18 protein-coding genes are annotated in these 19,375 nt (G+C 58.5%); 6 read left to right on the top strand and 12 right to left on the bottom strand.

From position 1 onward, the window contains the following. Positions 1-9: 9 nt before the first annotated feature. From KI811_RS02830 to KI811_RS02775, 12 genes are all read right to left on the bottom strand, one after another. Positions 10-3,498, bottom strand: a complete 3,489-nt coding sequence (locus tag KI811_RS02830) for a pilus assembly protein (protein ID WP_214184971.1) — start codon at positions 3,496-3,498, stop codon at positions 10-12. A gap of 70 nt (positions 3,499-3,568) precedes the next feature. Beyond that, positions 3,569-3,931 (bottom strand): hypothetical protein, encoded by a 363-nt coding sequence (locus KI811_RS02825; RefSeq protein WP_214184970.1) that lies wholly within the window; start codon positions 3,929-3,931, stop codon positions 3,569-3,571. A gap of 39 nt (positions 3,932-3,970) precedes the next feature. Further along, complete coding sequence (locus tag KI811_RS02820; RefSeq protein WP_214184969.1) at positions 3,971-4,549, bottom strand: PilX N-terminal domain-containing pilus assembly protein; 579 nt, start codon at positions 4,547-4,549, stop codon at positions 3,971-3,973. 7 nt (positions 4,550-4,556) lie between these two features. Continuing rightward, positions 4,557-5,474: a PilW family protein gene (locus KI811_RS02815; protein WP_214184968.1), complete on the bottom strand. Its 918-nt coding sequence runs from the start codon at positions 5,472-5,474 to the stop codon at positions 4,557-4,559. Beyond that, a complete protein-coding gene (locus KI811_RS02810; RefSeq protein ID WP_214184967.1) occupies positions 5,474-5,947 on the bottom strand; it encodes a type IV pilus modification PilV family protein in 474 nt (157 codons plus the stop codon). The genes KI811_RS02815 and KI811_RS02810 overlap by 1 nt, the downstream gene beginning before the upstream one ends. A gap of 228 nt (positions 5,948-6,175) precedes the next feature. Beyond that, positions 6,176-7,387: a putative nucleotidyltransferase substrate binding domain-containing protein gene (locus KI811_RS02805; RefSeq protein ID WP_214184966.1), complete on the bottom strand. Its 1,212-nt coding sequence runs from the start codon at positions 7,385-7,387 to the stop codon at positions 6,176-6,178. A gap of 85 nt (positions 7,388-7,472) precedes the next feature. Beyond that, positions 7,473-9,437, bottom strand: a complete 1,965-nt coding sequence (locus KI811_RS02800; RefSeq protein WP_214184965.1) for a solute symporter family protein — start codon at positions 9,435-9,437, stop codon at positions 7,473-7,475. A gap of 15 nt (positions 9,438-9,452) precedes the next feature. Next, positions 9,453-9,761 carry a DUF485 domain-containing protein gene (locus KI811_RS02795; RefSeq protein WP_214184964.1) on the bottom strand — a complete coding sequence of 103 codons (309 nt, stop codon included), beginning with the start codon at positions 9,759-9,761 and terminating at the stop codon, positions 9,453-9,455. A gap of 562 nt (positions 9,762-10,323) precedes the next feature. Beyond that, positions 10,324-12,309 carry a solute symporter family protein gene (locus KI811_RS02790; RefSeq protein ID WP_214184963.1) on the bottom strand — a complete coding sequence of 662 codons (1,986 nt, stop codon included), beginning with the start codon at positions 12,307-12,309 and terminating at the stop codon, positions 10,324-10,326. Positions 12,310-12,324: 15 nt separating this feature from the next. Next, the gene (locus tag KI811_RS02785; RefSeq protein ID WP_214184962.1) at positions 12,325-12,633 is read right to left on the bottom strand and encodes a DUF485 domain-containing protein; all 309 of its coding nucleotides are present in this window, start codon (positions 12,631-12,633) and stop codon (positions 12,325-12,327) included. A gap of 133 nt (positions 12,634-12,766) precedes the next feature. Then, entirely contained in the window at positions 12,767-13,534 is a 768-nt protein-coding gene (locus KI811_RS02780; protein WP_214184961.1) for an IclR family transcriptional regulator, read from the bottom strand. Between the two features lie 360 nt (positions 13,535-13,894). Beyond that, positions 13,895-14,293, bottom strand: coding sequence for a hypothetical protein (locus KI811_RS02775; RefSeq protein ID WP_214184960.1), 399 nt, complete (start codon positions 14,291-14,293; stop codon positions 13,895-13,897). 151 nt (positions 14,294-14,444) lie between these two features. Here KI811_RS02775 and KI811_RS02770 point away from each other — a divergent pair, with 151 nt between their 5' ends. The 6 genes from KI811_RS02770 to KI811_RS18510 all read left to right on the top strand — a co-directional run bounded on the left by KI811_RS02770 (position 14,445) and on the right by KI811_RS18510 (position 19,352). After that, positions 14,445-15,188, top strand: coding sequence for a YebC/PmpR family DNA-binding transcriptional regulator (locus KI811_RS02770; RefSeq protein ID WP_214184959.1), 744 nt, complete (start codon positions 14,445-14,447; stop codon positions 15,186-15,188). A gap of 141 nt (positions 15,189-15,329) precedes the next feature. Further along, positions 15,330-15,824: a crossover junction endodeoxyribonuclease RuvC gene (ruvC, locus tag KI811_RS02765; RefSeq protein WP_214184958.1), complete on the top strand. Its 495-nt coding sequence runs from the start codon at positions 15,330-15,332 to the stop codon at positions 15,822-15,824. Next, positions 15,821-16,420: a Holliday junction branch migration protein RuvA gene (gene ruvA / locus KI811_RS02760; RefSeq protein WP_214184957.1), complete on the top strand. Its 600-nt coding sequence runs from the start codon at positions 15,821-15,823 to the stop codon at positions 16,418-16,420. The genes ruvC and ruvA overlap by 4 nt, the downstream gene beginning before the upstream one ends. 69 nt (positions 16,421-16,489) lie before the next feature. Continuing rightward, on the top strand, positions 16,490-17,506 hold the full coding sequence (gene ruvB, locus KI811_RS02755) for a Holliday junction branch migration DNA helicase RuvB (protein WP_214184956.1): 1,017 nt from the start codon (positions 16,490-16,492) through the stop codon (positions 17,504-17,506). Between the two features lie 10 nt (positions 17,507-17,516). Further along, positions 17,517-18,242 carry a DnaA/Hda family protein gene (locus KI811_RS02750; protein ID WP_214184955.1) on the top strand — a complete coding sequence of 242 codons (726 nt, stop codon included), beginning with the start codon at positions 17,517-17,519 and terminating at the stop codon, positions 18,240-18,242. Positions 18,243-18,569: 327 nt separating this feature from the next. Then, positions 18,570-19,352: a choice-of-anchor N protein gene (locus tag KI811_RS18510; protein ID WP_246551233.1), complete on the top strand. Its 783-nt coding sequence runs from the start codon at positions 18,570-18,572 to the stop codon at positions 19,350-19,352. The last annotated feature ends 23 nt before the right edge of the window (positions 19,353-19,375 follow it).

The following is a 19,375-nucleotide window of genomic DNA, read 5'->3' as shown; positions in this document are numbered from 1 at the left end:
ACGTCCTTCTTATTTCTGTCTCCAGTACAGGGGAATAATTCCCCCCCCGGGTGTGGTTTTGCCGGTGGCCAGGGCGCCGCCTTCCCCGATCATCAGCTTGCCTCCACCGCCAGGGGGCAAAATAACTCCCGGGCTGGAGGGGATGCCTTGACCGAGCGTCATTACGCGGTCGCTGCGAAGAAGAATTCCGTCTTCGCCCTTGGCCCGCTTATTAGTGGTGGTTGAGCTGTCATTGGTTCTGTCGTAGTTCAACACGGCCTCGCCGGTTTTGTAATCCAGGGCGTAGATTCGTCCTGTGCCGAGGTTACCCGGCGCCTCGCAGGGGTCGGTGATGACCACCGTGCCCGGCGTATGGGTGGTGAAGTAAGCCACCTTGTTGAAAACCAGCGGAGAGCTGAGGACCTTCTCGCCGCTGTTCTGATTGAGTTTGATGTACCAGCCGTAGTTCCCGGAGTCGTTGAGTGTATTCAGGATGTCCTTAATGGATCCAGCGCCGCTGGCAATCGTGGTCGTCTGGAGCTGATCGGTGGTCACGTCCATCAGGTTGCTTTCGGTGGCGGTGAAGGTTTGGTCCCGGTCAATGAGGGCGTAGATTCGGTCGACTATGGCGGTGTTCAGGGGGTGTTCCCGGTCTCCCGTGCCGAAGAAGAGCATCTTGTAGCCGTATTCCGATACAACCGACGGCTTGGAGAAGATCTTTCTTCCCGTATCCCCCGTCAAAGTGGGGTTGGAACTGAAAAGTTTCCGGGCGGTCCACTTTGTCTTGTCCGGGTCCCCCACGTCGAACCGCCAGATGTTCCCGCCGGTATCGCCGGCGTAGAGCCGCGAGGTGTACCCGTTGTTGTTCACGTCAATGGCGGCTATCTCAGAGGGGAAGGAGAAGGTCATGGACGAGTACGGAGCGGCGGTGCTGTTATATGTGAAGCTGTATATCTTTTGACCACTGGCTGCCAAGTTCAGGCTGCCGGCAGCGAGGGTGCCGACTTCAATGAGATAGATCCCTCTTCCCGTGGGATTCTTGGGGGCGGAGGTGCCTGAACTGGTGACCGCGCCGTCCCCAGAATCGCTGCTGGTAACCGTTCCCGTGCCGGTGAACCGCTGCGTTGCGCCGTAGCGGCTGTCCTCGTTCACGTTGTCGTAGCCGGCACCGATGACGGCAACGATCTTTTCTGCACCGCCAATCTTCATTCTGACGAGCTTCGGTTCGCTCCAACTCTCGGCCAGTTCCTCAAAACCCGTCGTTGCAACAATACCCGAAGTGACCGTGGGGTTTGAAACGATTTTCCATAAGAACTTTGGATCGCTCGGAATTGAGACATCCAGCGCGAAATAGGCACCCCTGGACTTCGTGGAAGCAGCTCCACCTCCCCGCCGGGTGCCGAAAATGAGAATAACCTTGTCCCCCTTGGTGGGGTCGATGGTGCCGTCCCTGTTCACGTCATGGATGTAGGCCACAGGCGTCGAATCAACAAAGTAGGAATGGTTCTGGTCCTTCAGGAACTTGAGGTTTTCCAGCATGGTCGGTGGGATGAAGCCCCACAGCTCTTGACCGTTGCAGTCTCGGAACGCGTGAAGCATGCCGTCATTGCTCCCCACGTAGATGATGGAGTTGTTCTTTGAGCAGTCAGCCTCGTTTGTGGCATTGAACGGGTAGGTGGCATAGTTCACGACCAGAGGTTTCGAGTGGATGACGTCTCCCATGGTCCAGAGCCTGTTTTCGGTCCGGTTGCCGTTCGTGTTGTCGTCATAGACATCCTGGCCCCGAATGAAGTTGATGAGGTCGGTCTGGGTAGGGGTGTCGGTAACTCCAAGCATGGTCGACGTGATGTTCGTTGCGTTGAACTCCACCCGGCTGGTGCCGGTGGGGGTGACAGTGTAGATGGTCCGGGAAGCTGCCTGCTTCGCCTGCAAGAGTTGACCAACTCCCCCCTCGTCTGTCTTGCTTCCGTCGACGTCCGTGCTCCAGTACGACTTTGCCGTGGCCCTGAACGTGCCGTTGATGGCGTCCACGGGGAGAGTGGCGTTGGTATTGTCATCAAAGTGGTCATCGTTCTCGTCCACATAGGTTGCGAAGTTTCCGGATACATCGATAATGGCTGGATTATTGCCGGACAATACCCCGTACTTTTTCAGGTTTCCCCCCCAGAAGGCGCCTTCCTCGGCGGGCTTGAAAAAGCCCATGAAGACCCTGCCCGAGCCGTAGGTTCTGTTCTCGGGGCTTACCGCAGCTACCGGCGCAGCAATGGAGGTGTCCGTCGATAACATTTCAATTATGATCGAGCTGATGGCGTCGGTCAGCTCCTGCTGGGAGTTGGTATTATAGTATTCACCTCCTCCATGGTTGCTGTCGGCAGTTCTTGACAGGAGTGCCACGGCATCGGTATCGGAGCCGTCGAGGCCGAAACCGATGGTGTAGGTGGTTACGTACTGTTCTTTTTTCTTGTAGGGCGGGAGGTCGGGACGCAGGTCCCGGTGATACAGGTCATAGGCCACGTCATCGAGAATGTGGTTCAGATCCCGTGGTTCAATGCCGTCACCGTCGCAGTCGCCGTTATTGCAGAGGGTCTTCAGGGCCGGATCGTTGTCGGAGTTGGACATCCCATCGGTGACGAAAATGATGATGTTTTTCTGGCAGGGGTATTCCACGGGTGACGTGAACTTTCCATTCGTCAGGGCGGCATCGTTACCGAAGGCGCTTCCCTCGCCCCTGAAGTAGCGCCTCGCCTCGAACAGGGTCTCGCCGAGGGGGGTGTTGCCTTGGGGGGAAATGCTTCCCACGGCGGATATAAGGGCTGTCCGATTGGTAATGGGGCTGGGGATTTTGGTGATAGGATCGATGTAAGTAGGGGCATCCATCTCTTTTACGGTGCTGACATACTTGAAGTCTTTGGGGGTGCCGGGGATCGTTTCATTGAGAAACTGCCCTCCCTGGCCGGTGCCTCCCGAGTACTTGAAGACCATGACTCCGAACTTAACCCCGCTGGTGGTGGCGATAATCTGCTTTACCACATCCTTGGCGATGTCGATCTTGGCTCTCGTGGTGGTTTTGTTCTGTTTCAGGTAGTCCAGGTAGTTCAGGTAATTGCCGCGATAGTAGGTGCCGCTTCCCTTGGTGGCGCAACTGCCGGTGGAGGAGAGGCTCCTGCCGCGATATGCGCCAAAAGTGGTCAGCAGGAATTTCGGATCGGTCCCGCCGCAACTGGTGGTGACGTTGTTGACGTCGCTGATGTAATAGGTCGTCGAATTTTTGTCGCCGCCCTTATACACGGCATTGGTGGCCCTTGTGCCGGAATAGAGTATGTTCGGATCGTAGGCCTCGCCGGGCACCTTGTCCTGCATGCTCCCCGAGTTGTCGATGATGAGGAGGACGTTGGGTTGCACTGCGGACGGAGCACCGTAAATCGACAAATCTCCTAGGTACTGGTCCGGCGCGGCCAATGCCAGTGCCGGCGCAAGGGAGCCAATGGCGAGGACAACCGCAGCGAGCAATCTCTTCATGACAACCTCCATCTGGCAGGCAGGCTCTTCATGGCTCTAATATTACGACTGACGAGACGGCGGACCTTGATCATTGGGCTTCCCGACGCTTGTTGATCAGGTCATAGTTGATCCAGTTTCCCAGCGCCCAGTAGGACGGTTCGGCCGGAGTGCCGCAGGCGCCGTTGGGCTTCAGGTGCCCCTGCCAGATTCCAGTGAGCTTCAGACTCCTGATTGTCCCGCTGCAGGTTACCGATTTGGTGAATACCGCCTCTGACCACCGAAGCCAGATGAAGCCCTTGGGATTGCGGTAGAAGAGCTGCTCCGGTTCGTAGGGCCCGGGGTAGATTATGGAGGGGACGTAGGGTTCTGTGGCGGCAAAGGCAGGGAGGACGTTCCCCGGGTAATAGAGAGCGAGCATCCCCACCGCGATTATGGCTCGGACGATGGTCATAAATTTACTCCTTTTTTCGAGTGGAGCCGTCAACGACGCTCAGTGGGGCACCACCCGGGCCATCCCCGCCTCAACGTCGGCCCGTGCGTTGTTCGGCCCGTGGGCCTCCACGGTAATGGCGAACACATTCGATTTGAAGCTCGCTTCCCCGCCCGCGCCCACCCCTGCATCCTCTTGGTAGCCGTACCCAGGCGGCGGATTGTTACGGGCTGCGATAAGGTCAACTTTTATGTCCGCCTTGACGTTCGTTCCCGGAATGTTGATTCGGTTAAAGTTACGGTTTTCCGTGTTCGGGTCGCCTTCAGTCAGGTCGTTATTCAGGAGTTTACCCTCTCCCGCATTAGGCCACGATGACGCCGTGGTTCCCGGGATCAACGAGGTATAAATCTTGTCGTAGATCATGGCGAATTCGGCCGCAGCATCGGCAGCCGAAAAGGTTTCGAGGGTGTTGCGGTAGTTGCCGGCGATCTTGATTTCCGTGGTGGACGACGTGAACAGGGTCGCACCCAGGATGGTCAGCAGGAGCAGCATCACCAGGACGATGAGGAGCGCCGCCCCCCGTTCGTTGGCGAGTTGGGTGCTTTTGGTGGCGTCATGTTGAAAGTCTGTCGGTGCCATGGGGACGCTAGCGCCTGTTCCTGACGGATATCACGGAGGTTAACTGCTTGCTTCTTGCTCCGCCGGGTGCTGTTTCGGGAGTCTTGGCAGTGATGGTGACCCGCACTGCCCGGATGGAGTCTTCCTCGGCCGAATTGTCTTCGGATCCCTTGGTGTACAGATAGTTGAACTGCAGTGTCGAGATGGGACCGGCGATTATCTCCGTTTCAGTCTGATTGACAATTCTCAACAAACACTGCTGATTCGGCGAATCGGGACAGAGATCAAGCTTGTAAACAATGCTGTCATAGCCGGCGGGAGGATCGGTCCCGGGAGGGACCGGAGGACCGGTAGCCGCGATGATGTCTCCAGCAACAAGTGTCGTTCCTGGCACAAATTTGTTCGAGGGGCGCTTCATGACTACGGTTCTCGTGTCACGATCGGTTTTGGGGATCTGGACAAGTTCTAGGACAAGGTACGTATCCATTGAACTGATCGGATTGCTTCTGTCAAAGGGACGGATGAGCCGGACGGTAATGGGCGTTTTGGTGTCGGTGGCTAAAGCCAACAGTCCGTCGACGGCTTCGGAGGAGTCCACAAGAATGCTGAACGTTGAATCTGCAGAGGTTGCCTTGCTCTCCGCTATCCGGGCAATCTTCCCGGAGGCCGATACCGTGTTGATCTGAAGACTATCCACGGTTATCTTATCTAAAGGCTTGACGTCATTGGGGAGAAGCACTCCAGCCATCCGCAGGTCCCGCGTGATCATGTCCATGGCGGTCCTGAGGTTCTGCTGGACGTCAATCAGTTCCTCCTGGGAGTAGGCGTTTTTCAGGTGGGTCAGGTAGATGGAGTAAACGGCCCCCATGATGACCCCGAAGATTCCGATCACAACCACAAGTTCCACGAGCGTGAAACCGCGGGAATTCGGTTTGACGCATTCCATCAATTGGTCCTCTTGAAACCGGTGACCGCGACAGACCTGCCGCTTCTAGCAACCTCGACTACCTCGACGATAACCTTGGTTATCCCCTGCGGTACGACACCATCCGGCCCGACTTTCGTGGTGTACGTTGCGGTGTAAGTACCTCCGCCTTCGATCGTGCTCTTATGCAGAGGGTATGGTAGTCGTGTCACGGAGTTCCTAAAGGTTCCTGCAGAGTTAAGGGTGACGTCGTCAGGTGGCAAGGACAGAATATCCTCCAGAGCCTCCTGGGCCAGGGACGTGGCCACGGAAAGCCGCATGGCGATGGAGTTCGCCTGCATAGAGGTGGTCTGCATGGCGATGACCGCAAATATCCCCACGGTCATGAGGAGGATGGCCACCAGCAGTTCCACAAGGGTGAATCCCTTCTGGTTCTCCAGAAGCGGAATTCCCCGGGATTCAGTTCGCCGGTCTTCGAAAAGGAAAAAACTCACCGTGTTGGTCCTAAGTCATGAAAAGATGCCTGTTTTTCAGCAAATTCTGTGCCGGTCGGTTGCCCGCGGTATTGTGCTGCCGCTGGCTCGCTTTTTAACCCAACGAAGATACCTGATACCGGTCATGAGTCGCCACTAAAAAATTAGGCTATGCAACTTTTGCATAGCCATCGGTGATGCTTCCGTCTTTTCCCGAAGTGGGTGGTATTTCATCAGTCGGTGCGGCGTCTACATGATCGAAAAGTTGGTATGAATCGTCCTCTGGAGATCTTCGATCTTGATGAGCGCCTGTTTGATCTCCTCCCGCTCGTCAGCGGGGAGGGTGTAGGGGTTCAGATAGTAAGAGCTGTCCTGGATTCCCTTGATGACCTTGATCTGGAGAAGGATCCTGTGCCGGGTCAGGATGGTGTAAGCGTCGATGAGCCCTTGGGCAAAGGTCGCCGAGAAGCTCCCCTCCTTCTGGAGCAACTCGATCCGCCGCACGGTGTTCGTGGCCGGTATCCCCTGGTTAATGGCGAGAATCCGGACGTTCATGACCAACGGTGCCCAGGCAAGCAACTTCAGGTTGAATTCCCCCTTGTGCTCCCCCGACCCTTCGGTCCAGAGTCTGTTCAGGAAACCGAGGGCCAGTTTCATCTCCGTGGCCGCCTTGGCCATCCCCCAGAGCACCTGGAAGTAGTCCTGCTCCAGTCCCCGGATGAGCCCCACCAAGTCGTTGGCCAAGTCCTTGTCCCCCGCCACGTGCCGCGCGTCGGAGAGGACGATCAGGTCCATGAGGTTCTTGGCGTAATCCTCGTACTCGTAGCGGACAATGGCCAGGAGCTTTCTCTTCCATTGGCCGTAGGAGCCCCGCCACGTGGGGTTCGACGGCATGATGTCGCCGGTGCATTTCTTGAACCCCATCTCCGCCATGCGCTCCACCAGGGTCTCCGAGAACTCCCTGAACCACTGGTCGGCCGCCTCGCCGCCGTCGTCGCCGTAGACGATCAGGTAGTCCTGGTCGGTGATGAGGGTCTGCTCCTCCCGGCCGTCGCTTCCCATGCTGCAGAGGGCGTAGGAGCGCGGCGGATTCCCCTTGCCGCCGGCCGCCAGTTCCTGCTCCACCAGTTCCAGCGCCCGCTCGGCCAGGACGTCCCGGTATTCCGTGCATGAGGCGTGGAGGGCGGCCACCGACTGGATCTTGAGAAACCGTTCCAGTTCCAGCCCGTTCAGTTCGTCGTGAATTTCACGCAGAGCACCGTAGTCGGTCTCCCCCTTCACTCGGGCCATGAGCTCCCGCCGCCTTCCCGCTATCTGCCCCGTAAGGGCGATTTCATGGTCGATCTCTTCCTTAAGGCGGTTCAGGATCAGCGGGATTTCGTCCTGTTCCAGGACCCGGACGAATGCGTTGATCCGGGCCATGGTTTCGTCGACGGCCGTCTGGATGATGTCGTTATGCATGCAGATCCTCGCGCGGGATAAAAAAAGGGGAAAGCAACGCTTTCCCCTAATCCTAGCACAAATTATACCGAATTAAAAAGCCGTTCTAGTGGTCGACCGCCTTGGCGATGCCGATGCCGGTGTTCTGGCGCACGTACAGCTCGTCGAACATCTCCTCGGCGCGGCGGCTCGGGAAGGCCAGGGCCGCGATGATTGCCACGATGAAGCCGAGGGGGATGGACACCACGCCCGGGTTCTTCAGGGTAAAGAGCGGCTTGTCGAGGCCGAGGATCGACTTGCCGTCCTTGTTTTTCTCGTAGTCAACCTTGGCCTTGTCCAGCTCCTTCATCTCCTTCGGGGTGAGGATGGCGCCTTCAGCCTGCTTCTTCTCCAGGGCCACGACCACCTTCTGGGCGTCGGCGGCCACCTTCTTCGGATAGGTCATGTTGGGGGAGACCATCACCAGGGCGATGGAAACGATGGTGCCGGTCACCAGGCCGGCAACGACACCGGCGGTGTTGAACTTCTTCCAGAAGAGGGAGAGGACGACGACCGGCAGGTTGCCCGAGGCGGCAACGGCAAAGGCCAGGGCCACCAGGTGGGCGACGTTCTGCTTCTCGGCGGCGATGCCGATGACGATGCCGCAGGCGCCAACCACGAAGGAGGTGATCCGGGCGGCTTTCACCTGCTCGTGCTGGTCGGCATGGCCACCTTTGATGACGTTCACGTAGATGTCGTGGGCGATGGCTGCGGAGGCAGCCAGGACGAGGCCCGAAACGACGGCGAGGATGGTGGCGAAAGCAACGGCGCAGAGGAAGGCCAGGAGCAGGTCACCCAGGAACGGATGGATGTCGCCTCCCATCTTCTGGGCAAGCATCATGGCGGCCATGTTGCCACCCTTGTCCACATTCATGACGGCCTGCGGGGTCACGTGGATGGCGGCGCCGAAGCCGAGGAGCGTGGTCAGGATGTAGAAGAAGCCGATGATGAACATGGCCACGATAACTGACTTGCGGGCAGCCTGGGCCGTGGGGACGGTGAAGAAGCGCATCAGGATGTGGGGCATGCCGGCGGTGCCGAGCACGAGCGCCATGCCGAGGGAGATCTGGTCGAGGGGGTTCTTGAGGAAGAGACCCGGCTCAAGGAAGCGCTGCCCGTAATCGAAACCTGCCACGGCAACGGGGTCCTTCAGGACCACCTTCTGGACGTGCTCGATGACGTTGGGGCTGGTGGCGATGTCATTGAAGAACTGGAACGGGTTCATGCCGGACTTGAGGCCGACCAGGACGGAGAGGAGGGCCGCGCCGGTCATGAGGAGGCCGGCCTTGATGATCTGGACCCAGGTGGTGGCGGTCATGCCGCCGAAGACGACGTAGCCGACCATGAGGATGCCGACGCCGATGACGGCGGTCTTGTAGGGGATGCCGATGAGGAGCTGCATGAGCTTGCCGGCGCCGACCATCTGGGCGGTCAGGTAGAAGGTGGAGACGGCAACGGTGGAAATGGCCGCCACGGCCCGGACCGACCGGGGCTCGGTGCGGAAGGAAAGGATGTCTCCCAGGGTGAACTTGCCGGCGTTGCGGCAGGGCTCGGCCACGATGAGGAGCACCGTGATGTAGGCCACGAGCCACCCCACGGAGTACATGAACCCGTCATACCCGTAGAGGGAGATGATGCCGGAAATCCCCAGGAAGGATGCGGCCGACATGTAGTCGCCGGCAATGGCCCATCCGTTCTGGGTGCCGGTGATGCCACCGCCCGCGGTGTAGAAGTCGGCCGCCGACTTGGTCTGCTTGGCAGACCAGACGACAACGCACATGGTGGCGCCGATGATCAACAGGAAGATCGGAATGGTGACCATGGGGTTGGCCTTCAATTCCTTTTTCTCGGCCGGAGCCGCGGCAACGGCGGCCTTTGCTGCCATGGGCGCGGCGGTGGCGGTGGCGGTCGCCTGGGCAGGGGCGGCAACGGCCTGCGCCTCGGCCGCAACGGGAGCCTTAACCGGTTCGGCGGCATAGGCGAACGTGCCCAGTGACAGGGCAAGCGTGAAAGCTGCTAACAGTTTTTTCATTATCTTCCTTCCTCCTTACTTCAGCTCATCCACCAGCTCGCGGGTGAGCCGGTCGAAGTCTTTGTTGGCCACATGGGCGTAGTACATGGCGATTCCCCAGGAAACGAAGAACTGGGAGAGGGCGAAGATGTAGCCGAAGTTGATCCGTCCCAGGATCTTGATCTTGAAGAGGCCGGGGGCATACGCCGCGCCGATGGGGAGGAGGAAGTAGAAGACGGTGGAAAATACCCACCATCCGACGAGAAACGTGGTTTTCTTGCGGTGGAGCTCCATGAACTTGGGGTTCTTGGCGATGGCGCTCCAGTTGTACTGTTTTTCAGCCATGGTTTTGTTACTCCTTTCGAAAATGCACTCCATTTGGAAACTCGTGACGGGTAGCGTCCCACCCCTCAAAAGCCTGAATAAAACAAAATCTGCCGGTCCTCCTTTCGTGACGTGTTCGTCGTACTGCTGGTGATGGCGCGAAAAGCGCATGCAATTCAATGGGTTATCGAATGGGTTGTCGCGCGGTGTCGAGAGGCGTAGGCGTTGCACCATAACGACATTTTAATTCAAAAATGGGTGCTAAAATATAACGGTTGTATATTTGTTTGCAAGGAGTTTTTTGCTTTGATTGCAGTTTTGTGTAATGGCTTGAAATATAGAGAGAAAAAACCAATAAATAATGAACTTGTTGTCTATTTTTGTGTTGATTTTGGGTGGGTCGAGGCCGGCCATGGAATATAACGAACGTTTGATATTGGTGGCTATGCCATGCAGGCGGTCTGGTGTTTTGTGCGCGGTGGAACCGGCTGGGGAGGGGCTGTAGGAGGACGGCGTGAAACAAAAAGAAGGGGGAAGGTTTCCCTTCCCCCGATAGCAGACTCTGAACTGTGCGACTCGTTTTCTAGTGGTCGATGGCCTTGGCCATGCCGATGCCGGTGTTCTGGCGGACGTAGATCTCGTCGAACATCTCCTCGGAGCGGCGGCTCGGGAAGGCGAGGCAACCGATGATGGCGGCGATGAAGCCGAGCGGGATGGAGATGATGCCAGGGTTCTTCAGGTCGATGAGGGGCTTGTCGAGGCCGAGCATGGACTTGCCATCCTTGTTCTTCTCGTAGTCGGCCTTGGCCTTGTCGAGATCCTTCATTTCCTTCTCGGAGAGGAGCGCGCCGGTGGCCTGCTTCTCTTCGAGCTTGACTACCACCTTCTTGGCGTCGGCGGCAATCTTCTTCGGATAGGTCATGTTGGGGGAGACCATCACCAGGGCGATGGAGGCGATGGTGCCGACCACGAGGCCCGACACGACGCCGGCGGTATTGAACTTCCGCCAGAAGAGGGACATGACGACGACCGGCAGGTTGCCCGAGGAGGCAACGGCAAAGGCCAGGGCCACCAGGTGGGCGACGTTCTGCTTCTCGGCGGCGATACCGATGACGATGCCCATGGCGCCGACGCAGAGGGAGGTGATCCGGGCGGCCATAACCTGCTCGTGCTGGTCGGCGTGGCCGTCCTTGATGACGTTCACGTAGATGTCGTGGGCGATGGCAGCCGAAGCGGCCAGAACGAGGCCCGACACGACGGCGAGGATGGTGGCGAAGGCAACGGCGCAGAGGAAGGCCAGGAGCAGGTCGCCCAGGAACGGAGAGATGTCGCCGCCCAGTTTCTGCGCGAGCATCATGGCGGCCATGTTCCCGCCTTTATCCACGGCGGTGATCCCCTGCGGAGTCACGTGGATGGCAGCGCCAAAGCCGAGGAGCGTAGTCAGGATGTAGAAGGAGCCGATGATGAACATGGCCACGATAACGGACTTGCGGGCCGCCTGGGCTGTGGGGACGGTGAAGAAGCGCATCAGGATGTGGGGCATGCCGGCGGTGCCGAGCACGAGAGCCATGCCGAGGGAGATCTGGTCAAGGGGGTTCTTGAGGAAGAGGCCCGGCTCAAGGAACCGCTGCCCGTAATCGAAGCCGGCCACGGCCACGGGATCCTTCAGAACAACCTTCTGGACGTGCTCCTGGATGTTGGGGCTGGTGACGATGTCGTTGAAGAACTGGAACGGGTTCATGCCGGACTTGATGCCCACCAGGACGGAGAGGACCGCGGCACCGGTCATGAGGAGACCGGCCTTGATGATCTGGACCCAGGTGGTGGCGGTCATGCCGCCGAAAACCACGTAGCCGACCATGAGGATGCCGACGCCGATGATGGCGAACTTGTAGGGGATGCCGAGGAGGAGCTGCATCAGTTTCCCGGCGCCGACCATCTGGGCGGTGAGATAGAAGGTGGAGACGGCCACGACGGAGAGGGCGCAGACGGCCCGGACGAGCTTCGGCTCGGTGCGGAAGGAGAGGATGTCCCCCAGGGTGTACTTGCCGGCGTTGCGGCACGGTTCGGCCACGATGAGGAGCACCGTGATGTAGGCCACGAGCCAGCCGACGGAGTACATGAAGCCGTCATAGCCGTAGAGGGAGATCATGCCGGAAATCCCCAGGAAGGAAGCGGCCGACATGTAGTCGCCGGCGATGGCCCAGCCGTTCTGGGTGCCGGTGATGCCGCCGCCCGCGGTGTAGAAGTCGGCAGCCGACTTGGTCCGCTTGGCCGACCAGACGACGACGGCCATGGTCACGGCGATGATGATCAGGAAGATCGGGATGGTGACCATCGGGTTGGCCTTGAGCTTCTTGCCCTCAGGGGCCGGTGCCGGAGTAGCTGCCTTGGCGGCGGTGGTGGCTGCCGCGGGCGCAGTGGCTGCCGGGGCAGGGGTGGTGGCTGCCGGTGCGGTTACGGCGGCCGGAGCGCCCGGGGTCGCCGGGGCCTTGGCAGGCTCCTCGGCAAAGGCGGCGAACGAGCCCAGGGAGAGGGCCAGAGTTATACCAGCAAGCAGTTTTTTCATCTCAGTCCTCCTTCCTTATTTGAGCTCATCCACCAGCTCACGGGTGAGCCGGTCGAAGTCTTTGTTGGCCACATGGGCGTAGTACATGGCGATCCCCCAGGAAACGAAGAACTGGGAGAGGGCGAAGAGGTAGCCGAAGTTGATTCGGCCCAGGATCTTGATCTTGAAGAGGCCGGGGGCGTATGCGGCACCAATCGGGAGGAGGAAGTAGAAGACGGTGGAAAATACCCACCATCCGACGAGAAACGTAGTCTTCTTGCGGTGGAGTTCGACGAACTTGGGATTCTTGGCGATTGCGCCCCAGTCGTACTGTCTTTCAGCCATGGTTTGTTACTCCTTTCTCCAAAATAATCACACATCCATGGAGCGGCGTCCCGCTCCGATTCTGTTTCAACTTCCGTATCCGTCGTGTCTCCCCTCCTTTCGTCGAATAGTTGGTCCCGTTACTCCTCTGGTCTTAGAGTTTTGCGTAGCCGAACTTCAGGGAAAGCATCTCGGCTCCCTCCCGGAGGGAGGGGATGATCTCGTTCTCCAGCCGCGAGGTCATCAGTCTGAACGACGGCCCGAGCATGGTAAGGGCGCCGATGACCTTGCCGGCGTAATCCCTCACCGCCACGGCGACCGTGACGATTCCTTCGCCGAGCCCGTCAAAATCGACGGCAAAACCGTGCTCCCGAATCGCCGTCAATTCAGTTTGGAGAAGTGCCGGATCAGGGGCGCCGCCATTTCTCCGCTTCTTGAAGAATTTTTCCAGGAGGTCCGCCGACTCCAGCGACTTGATGGCCTTGCCTGCCGCGTTGGTGAAGAAGGGGAAGCGCTTGCCGACAAGGGGAGCCGTTTTGATGGCCTGATCGCAGTCGACCATGTCGAGAAAGAGGACCTCCTCTCCCTTGAGGACCGCGATGTAGACCGCCTCGTCATGCTTGCGCGCCAGCTTCTCCATGACCGGGTGGGAGTGCCGGATGAGACTCGTGCTGTTGAGGAGCCTCTGGGCCAGTTCCACCGACGAAATCCCGAGGCGGTAGATGCCGCTGGCATCGTCACGCTCCACGAGCCCCTTGCTCTCGAGGGTTGCCAGAAGACGGAAAGCCTTGTTGCGGGAGAGATCAAGCCTCTCCGCAAGGTAGGGAAGGGTGGCGTGCCGGCTTTCCTCGGTGAGTGTCTCGAGAATATCCAGGGCCTTTTCAACGGTTTGTACCGCGTATGAGCTCTTTTCCCTGGTCATCGTTACCTTCCCTCAAGAATGGTGTGTGCAAGGCTGTTTTATAAACAACGTTATATTGTGTGATTATTTTTTAGCACGACGTTTTACTTGCGTCAACATCAATTTCAATAAAAAAATTAAATTTAAAAAAATAATACGTAAATCCGGTGAGTTAAAAACAGAAGTTACCATATATAGACGCAGGAGCGCCGTTTTGTTTGCTTTGTAGAACGTGGTTTATTGTGATGCCTGGGTTTGTCGGGGTGCGTTTGATTGTGCTGTTGATTCTATGGCGGGTGTACTGGGGTTTGAATGGATTTTAAAGGGCGAGTGGGAGTAAGGATAGGAAAAGATAATAAGGGCGGGCGGAAGGGGTGGCGGTCAGTTGAATCTGATCGCTATCCCCTTTGCTTTGATGGAGGTTGAGGGGAAGAAGAGGTATGACCCTTTTTTCGCTTGGACTTCGGGGAGGATGATGGCATCGGCCCCCAGCTTGGCGGCTTCGGCTCCCAGGGCGTCGTAGGCCCATTCATCCGCCTCATTCTTAAGGTCGTCGATGGATCCCAGGCGCTCACGGCTCACCTCGACGGTACCTATTTTAGTATAGGGCCGAATGATCTCGTCCTGGGCGAGTACGGGAGGGAGTCTGTTCGGGTCCGGGGTGGTGGCGGGGGTGATGGTGGCGCAGGCGGCGGTGAGAAGGGCAGAGGCCGCCATGAGACGAACGAGTCTGCCGGTACGGGTGGAGGCGGAACCGTGAACAGTGGCGGGACGAGTCATGGGCGTACCTCGCGAGTCGTTGTGGGTGGGGCGTCGTGCAGTCTGATGGCCCATTTTACATAAACTTTCAACCTTTACAACCAAGATTTTCCCATGCTACTATCTGCCGATTTCGGGCGCCGGCCCACAGTTTAGCAGAAGGAGCAGTCGCATGTCGGGACATAATAAATGGAGCACAATCAGGCATAAGAAAGGTGCCGCTGACGCCAAGCGGGGGAAAATCTTCACCAAGATTATCAAGGAGATCACCGTAGCCGCGAAGCTGGGTGGTGGAGATCCCAACGGAAACCCCCGTCTGCGAAGTGCCGTTGACAAGGCCAAGGCCGAGAACATGCCCAAGGACAACATCGAGCGGGCCATCAAGAAGGGGACCGGCGAGCTTGAGGGGGTCAACTACGAGGAGATCGTCTACGAGGGGTACGGCCCCGGCGGCGTGGCGGTCCTCGTGGAGTGCATGACCGACAACCGCAACCGGACCGTGGGTGACGTGCGGAGCACCTTCACCAAATGCAACGGCAACATGGGTGAGACCGGCTGCGTCTCCTGGATGTTCGACAAGAAGGGGCTCATCGTCGTCAGCAAGGATGCCGATTTCGAGAAGCTCTTCGAGGTGGCCCTGGAGGCGGGAGCCGAGGACGTGGCCGACGAGGAGGAGCAATACGAAGTGCTGACCGACCCGACCTCCTTCATCGAGGTGCGTGATGCCCTGGAGAAGGCCGGATTCGCCCATGAGTCCGCCGAGATAACCATGATTCCCCAGACCATGGTGAAGCTGGACGGCAAGAACGCCGAGAATATGCTGAAGCTCATGGACCGGCTTGAGGACAACGACGACGTTCAGAACGTCTATGCGAACTTCGATATTTCGACAGAAGAAATGGAAAAGCTGATGTAAGCAACGACGGGGAGCTCGGCTCCCCTTCTTTTTGTGCAAGAGCAAATATATAAGGAGTCAGGAGTCAGGGGTCAGGGGTCAGGAGGAAATCTTTTTAATTTCTGAATTCTGACTTCTGGATTCTGAATTCTGCAGTTTGTCATGAGAGTCCTTGGCATCGACCCCGGGTCGCGCATCACCGGCTACGGCATCATCGAGAAGGTCGGCAACCGCCTCGTCCATGTGGACAACGGTGCCATCTACACCGACAGCCACAAGGAGTTCGCGCTCCGCCTCCACAGGATATTCGAAGGCCTCTGCCGGGTCATCGCAGAATACCGTCCCGACGCCATGGCCGTGGAGCAGGTGTTCCTCGCCCACAACGCCCAGAGCGCCCTGAAGCTGGGGCAGGCCCGTGGGGCCGCCATCGTGGCCGGGGTGAACGCGGGGCTCACGGTCAGCGAGTACACGGCCATGCAGGTCAAGCAGGCGGTTGTCGGCTACGGCCATGCCCGCAAGGAGCAGGTGCAGCAGATGGTCAAGTCCCTCCTCAACCTTCCCGAGATCGCCCAGGCCGACGCGTCCGACGCATTGGCCGTGGCGGTCTGTCACGCCAATTCGGCCGGCATGAAATCCATCCTCCGGAGCATCAGATGATAGCCCGTCTCACCGGCATGCTCGCCCACAAGTCCCCCGACGCCATCATCATCGACGTGAACGGTGTCGGCTACCGGGTCCAGATCCCCTTCTCCACCTACTACGAGCTCCCCGATGAGGGGAAGACGGTTTCCCTTTCCATTTACACCCACGTCAAGGAAGACGCCATCAGCCTCTTCGGGTTCCGGACCGTGACCGAGAAGGAGTTCTTCCAGGTTCTCATCTCCGTTTCCGGCATCGGCCCCAAGATGGCCCGGGACATCCTCTCCAACATCCAACCCGACGAGCTGGCAGCCGCCATCGTCCAGGGGAATTTAGTCCGGCTCTCGTCGATTCCCGGCATCGGGAAGAAAACCGCCGAACGCCTCGTGCTGGAGTTGAAGGAGAAGGTGCGGAAGATGGATGTAGCTCCCTCGACAAAGGAGACGGCCCCCAGCGAGGCCCCCCCCGAAGTGGCCGATGATGTGGCTTCCGCCCTCGTAAACCTGGGCTACAAGGAGGCGGTGGTCCGAAAGGTGCTGGCGGAGATGGCCATCGAGCCCGGCGCCTCCACCGAGATGGTCCTCCGGCAGGCGTTGAAGATTCTGATGAAATAATCGAATGGGCGTCGCATGCTGCGCCCATTCCTCGACAGGGCTCAGCATGCGGCGCCCCTACAAGGTTTTATGACCCGACTCGTTACCCCCGACATAACCGAAGACGACCTGATCGAATCGTCCCTGCGCCCCCGGGCGCTGGACGATTATATTGGCCAGGAGAAGGCCAAGGGAAACCTGCGGGTCTTCATCGATGCGGCGCGGAAGCGGGGCGAGGCCCTGGACCACGTCCTCCTCTATGGCCCGCCGGGTCTGGGAAAGACGACGCTGGCCAACATCATCGCCTGCGAAATGGGGGTGAACATCAAGTCCACCTCCGGCCCGGTCATCGAGCGCCCCGGCGACCTGGCTGCGATCCTCACGAATCTTGAGCCCCACGACGTCCTCTTCATCGACGAGATCCACCGTCTCTCCCATGTGGTGGAGGAGATCCTCTATCCGGCCATGGAGGACTACCAGCTCGACATAATCATCGGCCAGGGGCCCAGCGCCCGGACCATCAAGCTGGATCTCCCGAAGTTCACCCTCGTTGGGGCCACCACGAGGGCCGGGCTCCTTTCCTCGCCGCTTCGGGACCGCTTCGGTGTCATCTCCCGCCTGGAGTTCTACACCGATGATGAGCTCACCACCATCGTCACCCGTTCCGCCCGTATTCTGAACATCGGCATCGAGCCGGAGGGTGCCCGGGAGCTGGCCCGCCGGAGCCGCGGCACCCCCCGCATCGCCAACCGTCTGCTGCGCCGGGTGCGGGACTTCGCCCAGGTGCGGGCCGACGGTGTCATCACCGCAACCGTGGTGGACGAATCCCTGAAGCTCCTGGAAATCGACGAGAAGGGGTTCGACCATATGGACCGGACCATCATGCTCACCATCATCGACAAGTTCGGCGGCGGTCCCGTGGGGCTCGACACCATCGCAGCAGCCATCGGCGAGGAGCGGGACACCATCGAGGACGTCTACGAACCGTTCCTCATCCAGCACGGCTTCATCAACCGCACCCCCCGCGGACGGGTGGCGACCAGGGCGGCCTACGAGCACTTCGGCCGCATCGCTCCGCCGTCATCGTCCCAGGGAAACCTTTTCTAGCGTCCGACCCATGCAACTTGTCTTCGACTTTCCCGTAAATCCGAAGTATTCCCTCGACAATTTTGTCATCTGCTCCGGCAACGAAACCGCCTACCGCTTTGTCCGGCGGCTAACGGACGATGAGGGGGCGGAGAACCTCCTCTACCTCCACGGCCCCTCCGGATCAGGGAAGACCCACCTTCTCATGGCGATTGGAGCACACTTCAGCGCACGGGCGGGGCTCTCGTCGGTTCCCTGCATCTCCTTCAAGGATGTGGACGAGGTGTATGGCGGTGAATACCCGGCCGAGGCGGTGTCGAAGCTGGCCGAGCGGTTCCGCGACGCTCCGGCACTGCTGGTTGACGACCTCCACCTCATCCCTGACCAGCAGGCGGTGCGGGTCGAGCTCTGGCAGCTCTTCAACGACTTCTACCAGGCCGGACGCCCCATCGCCATCACCGGCCTCTACCCACCCAGGGAACTTCCCACCATTGACGACCACCTCATCTCCCGCCTCCTCTGGGGGCTCGTGGCCCGGGTCGACATCTCCGACGACGACTCCCGCCGCCTCATCATGAAAAAACTTGCCGCAGACCGCCAGATCGTCCTCCCCGCCGACGTCATCGACTACCTCCTCCTCCACGTCCGCCGCGATGTCCCCTCCCTCATCGAGGCACTGGATGCCATCAGCCGGTATGCCCTGGCCGCCAAGCGCAAGGTTTCCGTCCGGCTGGCCCGAGAGGCGTTGATATTTTAGACTCGGCGTTGTCTATGCAATTCCTCCCGTAACAAATTTCTGAGATTCTAATTAGTAACGGACGCATGGTGAAGGAACTTGTTGGAATAATTTCCAATTCTCAGAATTGTGTCGGTTTTTCATACGCATGGATAATCCCTGTAACATTACGAAATTATTGGCTTGCGTGTCTTTACGTCTGGGTTGATCTGTCGGTATTCTTTACGTATGCGGTGGCCTATTTAGATAGTTGTCAATAATTACACTGAGTTGTGAGTGGTATGATGATTGCTTGCATTCCTCTTGAATACTATTTGAAGCGAACTTCTTCTGTACAGGGAGGTTTATATGAAAAAGTTACTTATGGCATCACTACTCGTTCTTGGTATGGCGGCATCTGCACAGGCTGTACCGGTCCTCCAACTGGGGGCGCCGGGTGGTCCAGGTGAGGGCACCTATGCGAACTATCAGGCCAGTACGACTAACCCTACCGAAAACGATACGGCAATCACCACAGGCGGTACCCTCTACGTTGCTGGTGTGTATCAGAACAACAACGTTTTGAGCCTCGGGGGGAAATTCGACGGTGGGCTTGACTGGTCGTCGTTCGACAGCCTGCCGTCGATCTTTAACGGAAAGGGTGCCATCCTGGTTGTTTCCGTGCCCGATGGTGACACTGGGACACTCACGATACCCGGCGCTACGTTTATCACATCCTCTCTAACAGACAGTTTCTTCCCGAATAATCATGCTCCCGTCCAGGCCAATGTCGCCGATTTCCTTTTCTATGATATCGGTAACTTCTCCAAGATCGCCGGTGCCGTTCCTGATTTCGCTCTTGAAACGGGTGCTGCTGATGGCCAGATCATGACTTTTTCCGGCATCACGGTTACCGGCTATGACTGGGTACACTTCGATGTTATGGCTCTTGAAACGGCTGAGCAAGGCGGCGGCAATAATGCCAGAATCGTAACCAACTGGGAAAATAATCCCGGATCGCATGACGTGACATGGAAGTCTGATGATGGCGGCGGTGGCCAGCAGGAAGTTGTTCCCGAGCCGGGCACAATCATGCTCCTCGGCACCGGCCTGATCGGCCTGGCACTCTACGGCAGGAGACGGATGAAGTAACGCAACAGCATACAGTCAGCAAT

Origin of the sequence: Geobacter hydrogenophilus, from assembly GCF_018501225.1 — a bacterium.
Taxonomy (GTDB): Bacteria; Desulfobacterota; Desulfuromonadia; order Geobacterales; family Geobacteraceae; genus Geobacter; species Geobacter hydrogenophilus.
Note: the sequence above shows the minus strand (reverse complement) of the source record. Positions and strands in the feature narration are given on the sequence as shown.

Coding starts and splice junctions, on each gene's coding strand:
- KI811_RS02830 (WP_214184971.1), bottom strand. CDS start 3,498: ATGAAGAGATTGCTCGCTGCGGTTGTCCTCGCCATTGGCTCCCTTGCG.
- KI811_RS02825 (WP_214184970.1), bottom strand. CDS start 3,931: ATGACCATCGTCCGAGCCATAATCGCGGTGGGGATGCTCGCTCTCTAT.
- KI811_RS02820 (WP_214184969.1), bottom strand. CDS start 4,549: ATGGCACCGACAGACTTTCAACATGACGCCACCAAAAGCACCCAACTC.
- KI811_RS02815 (WP_214184968.1), bottom strand. CDS start 5,474: ATGGAATGCGTCAAACCGAATTCCCGCGGTTTCACGCTCGTGGAACTT.
- KI811_RS02805 (WP_214184966.1), bottom strand. CDS start 7,387: ATGCATAACGACATCATCCAGACGGCCGTCGACGAAACCATGGCCCGG.
- KI811_RS02800 (WP_214184965.1), bottom strand. CDS start 9,437: ATGAAAAAACTGTTAGCAGCTTTCACGCTTGCCCTGTCACTGGGCACG.
- KI811_RS02795 (WP_214184964.1), bottom strand. CDS start 9,761: ATGGCTGAAAAACAGTACAACTGGAGCGCCATCGCCAAGAACCCCAAG.
- KI811_RS02790 (WP_214184963.1), bottom strand. CDS start 12,309: ATGAAAAAACTGCTTGCTGGTATAACTCTGGCCCTCTCCCTGGGCTCG.
- KI811_RS02785 (WP_214184962.1), bottom strand. CDS start 12,633: ATGGCTGAAAGACAGTACGACTGGGGCGCAATCGCCAAGAATCCCAAG.
- KI811_RS02780 (WP_214184961.1), bottom strand. CDS start 13,534: ATGACCAGGGAAAAGAGCTCATACGCGGTACAAACCGTTGAAAAGGCC.
- KI811_RS02775 (WP_214184960.1), bottom strand. CDS start 14,293: ATGACTCGTCCCGCCACTGTTCACGGTTCCGCCTCCACCCGTACCGGC.
- KI811_RS02770 (WP_214184959.1), top strand. CDS start 14,445: ATGTCGGGACATAATAAATGGAGCACAATCAGGCATAAGAAAGGTGCC.
- ruvC (WP_214184958.1), top strand. CDS start 15,330: ATGAGAGTCCTTGGCATCGACCCCGGGTCGCGCATCACCGGCTACGGC.
- ruvA (WP_214184957.1), top strand. CDS start 15,821: ATGATAGCCCGTCTCACCGGCATGCTCGCCCACAAGTCCCCCGACGCC.
- ruvB (WP_214184956.1), top strand. CDS start 16,490: ATGACCCGACTCGTTACCCCCGACATAACCGAAGACGACCTGATCGAA.
- KI811_RS02750 (WP_214184955.1), top strand. CDS start 17,517: ATGCAACTTGTCTTCGACTTTCCCGTAAATCCGAAGTATTCCCTCGAC.
- KI811_RS18510 (WP_246551233.1), top strand. CDS start 18,570: ATGAAAAAGTTACTTATGGCATCACTACTCGTTCTTGGTATGGCGGCA.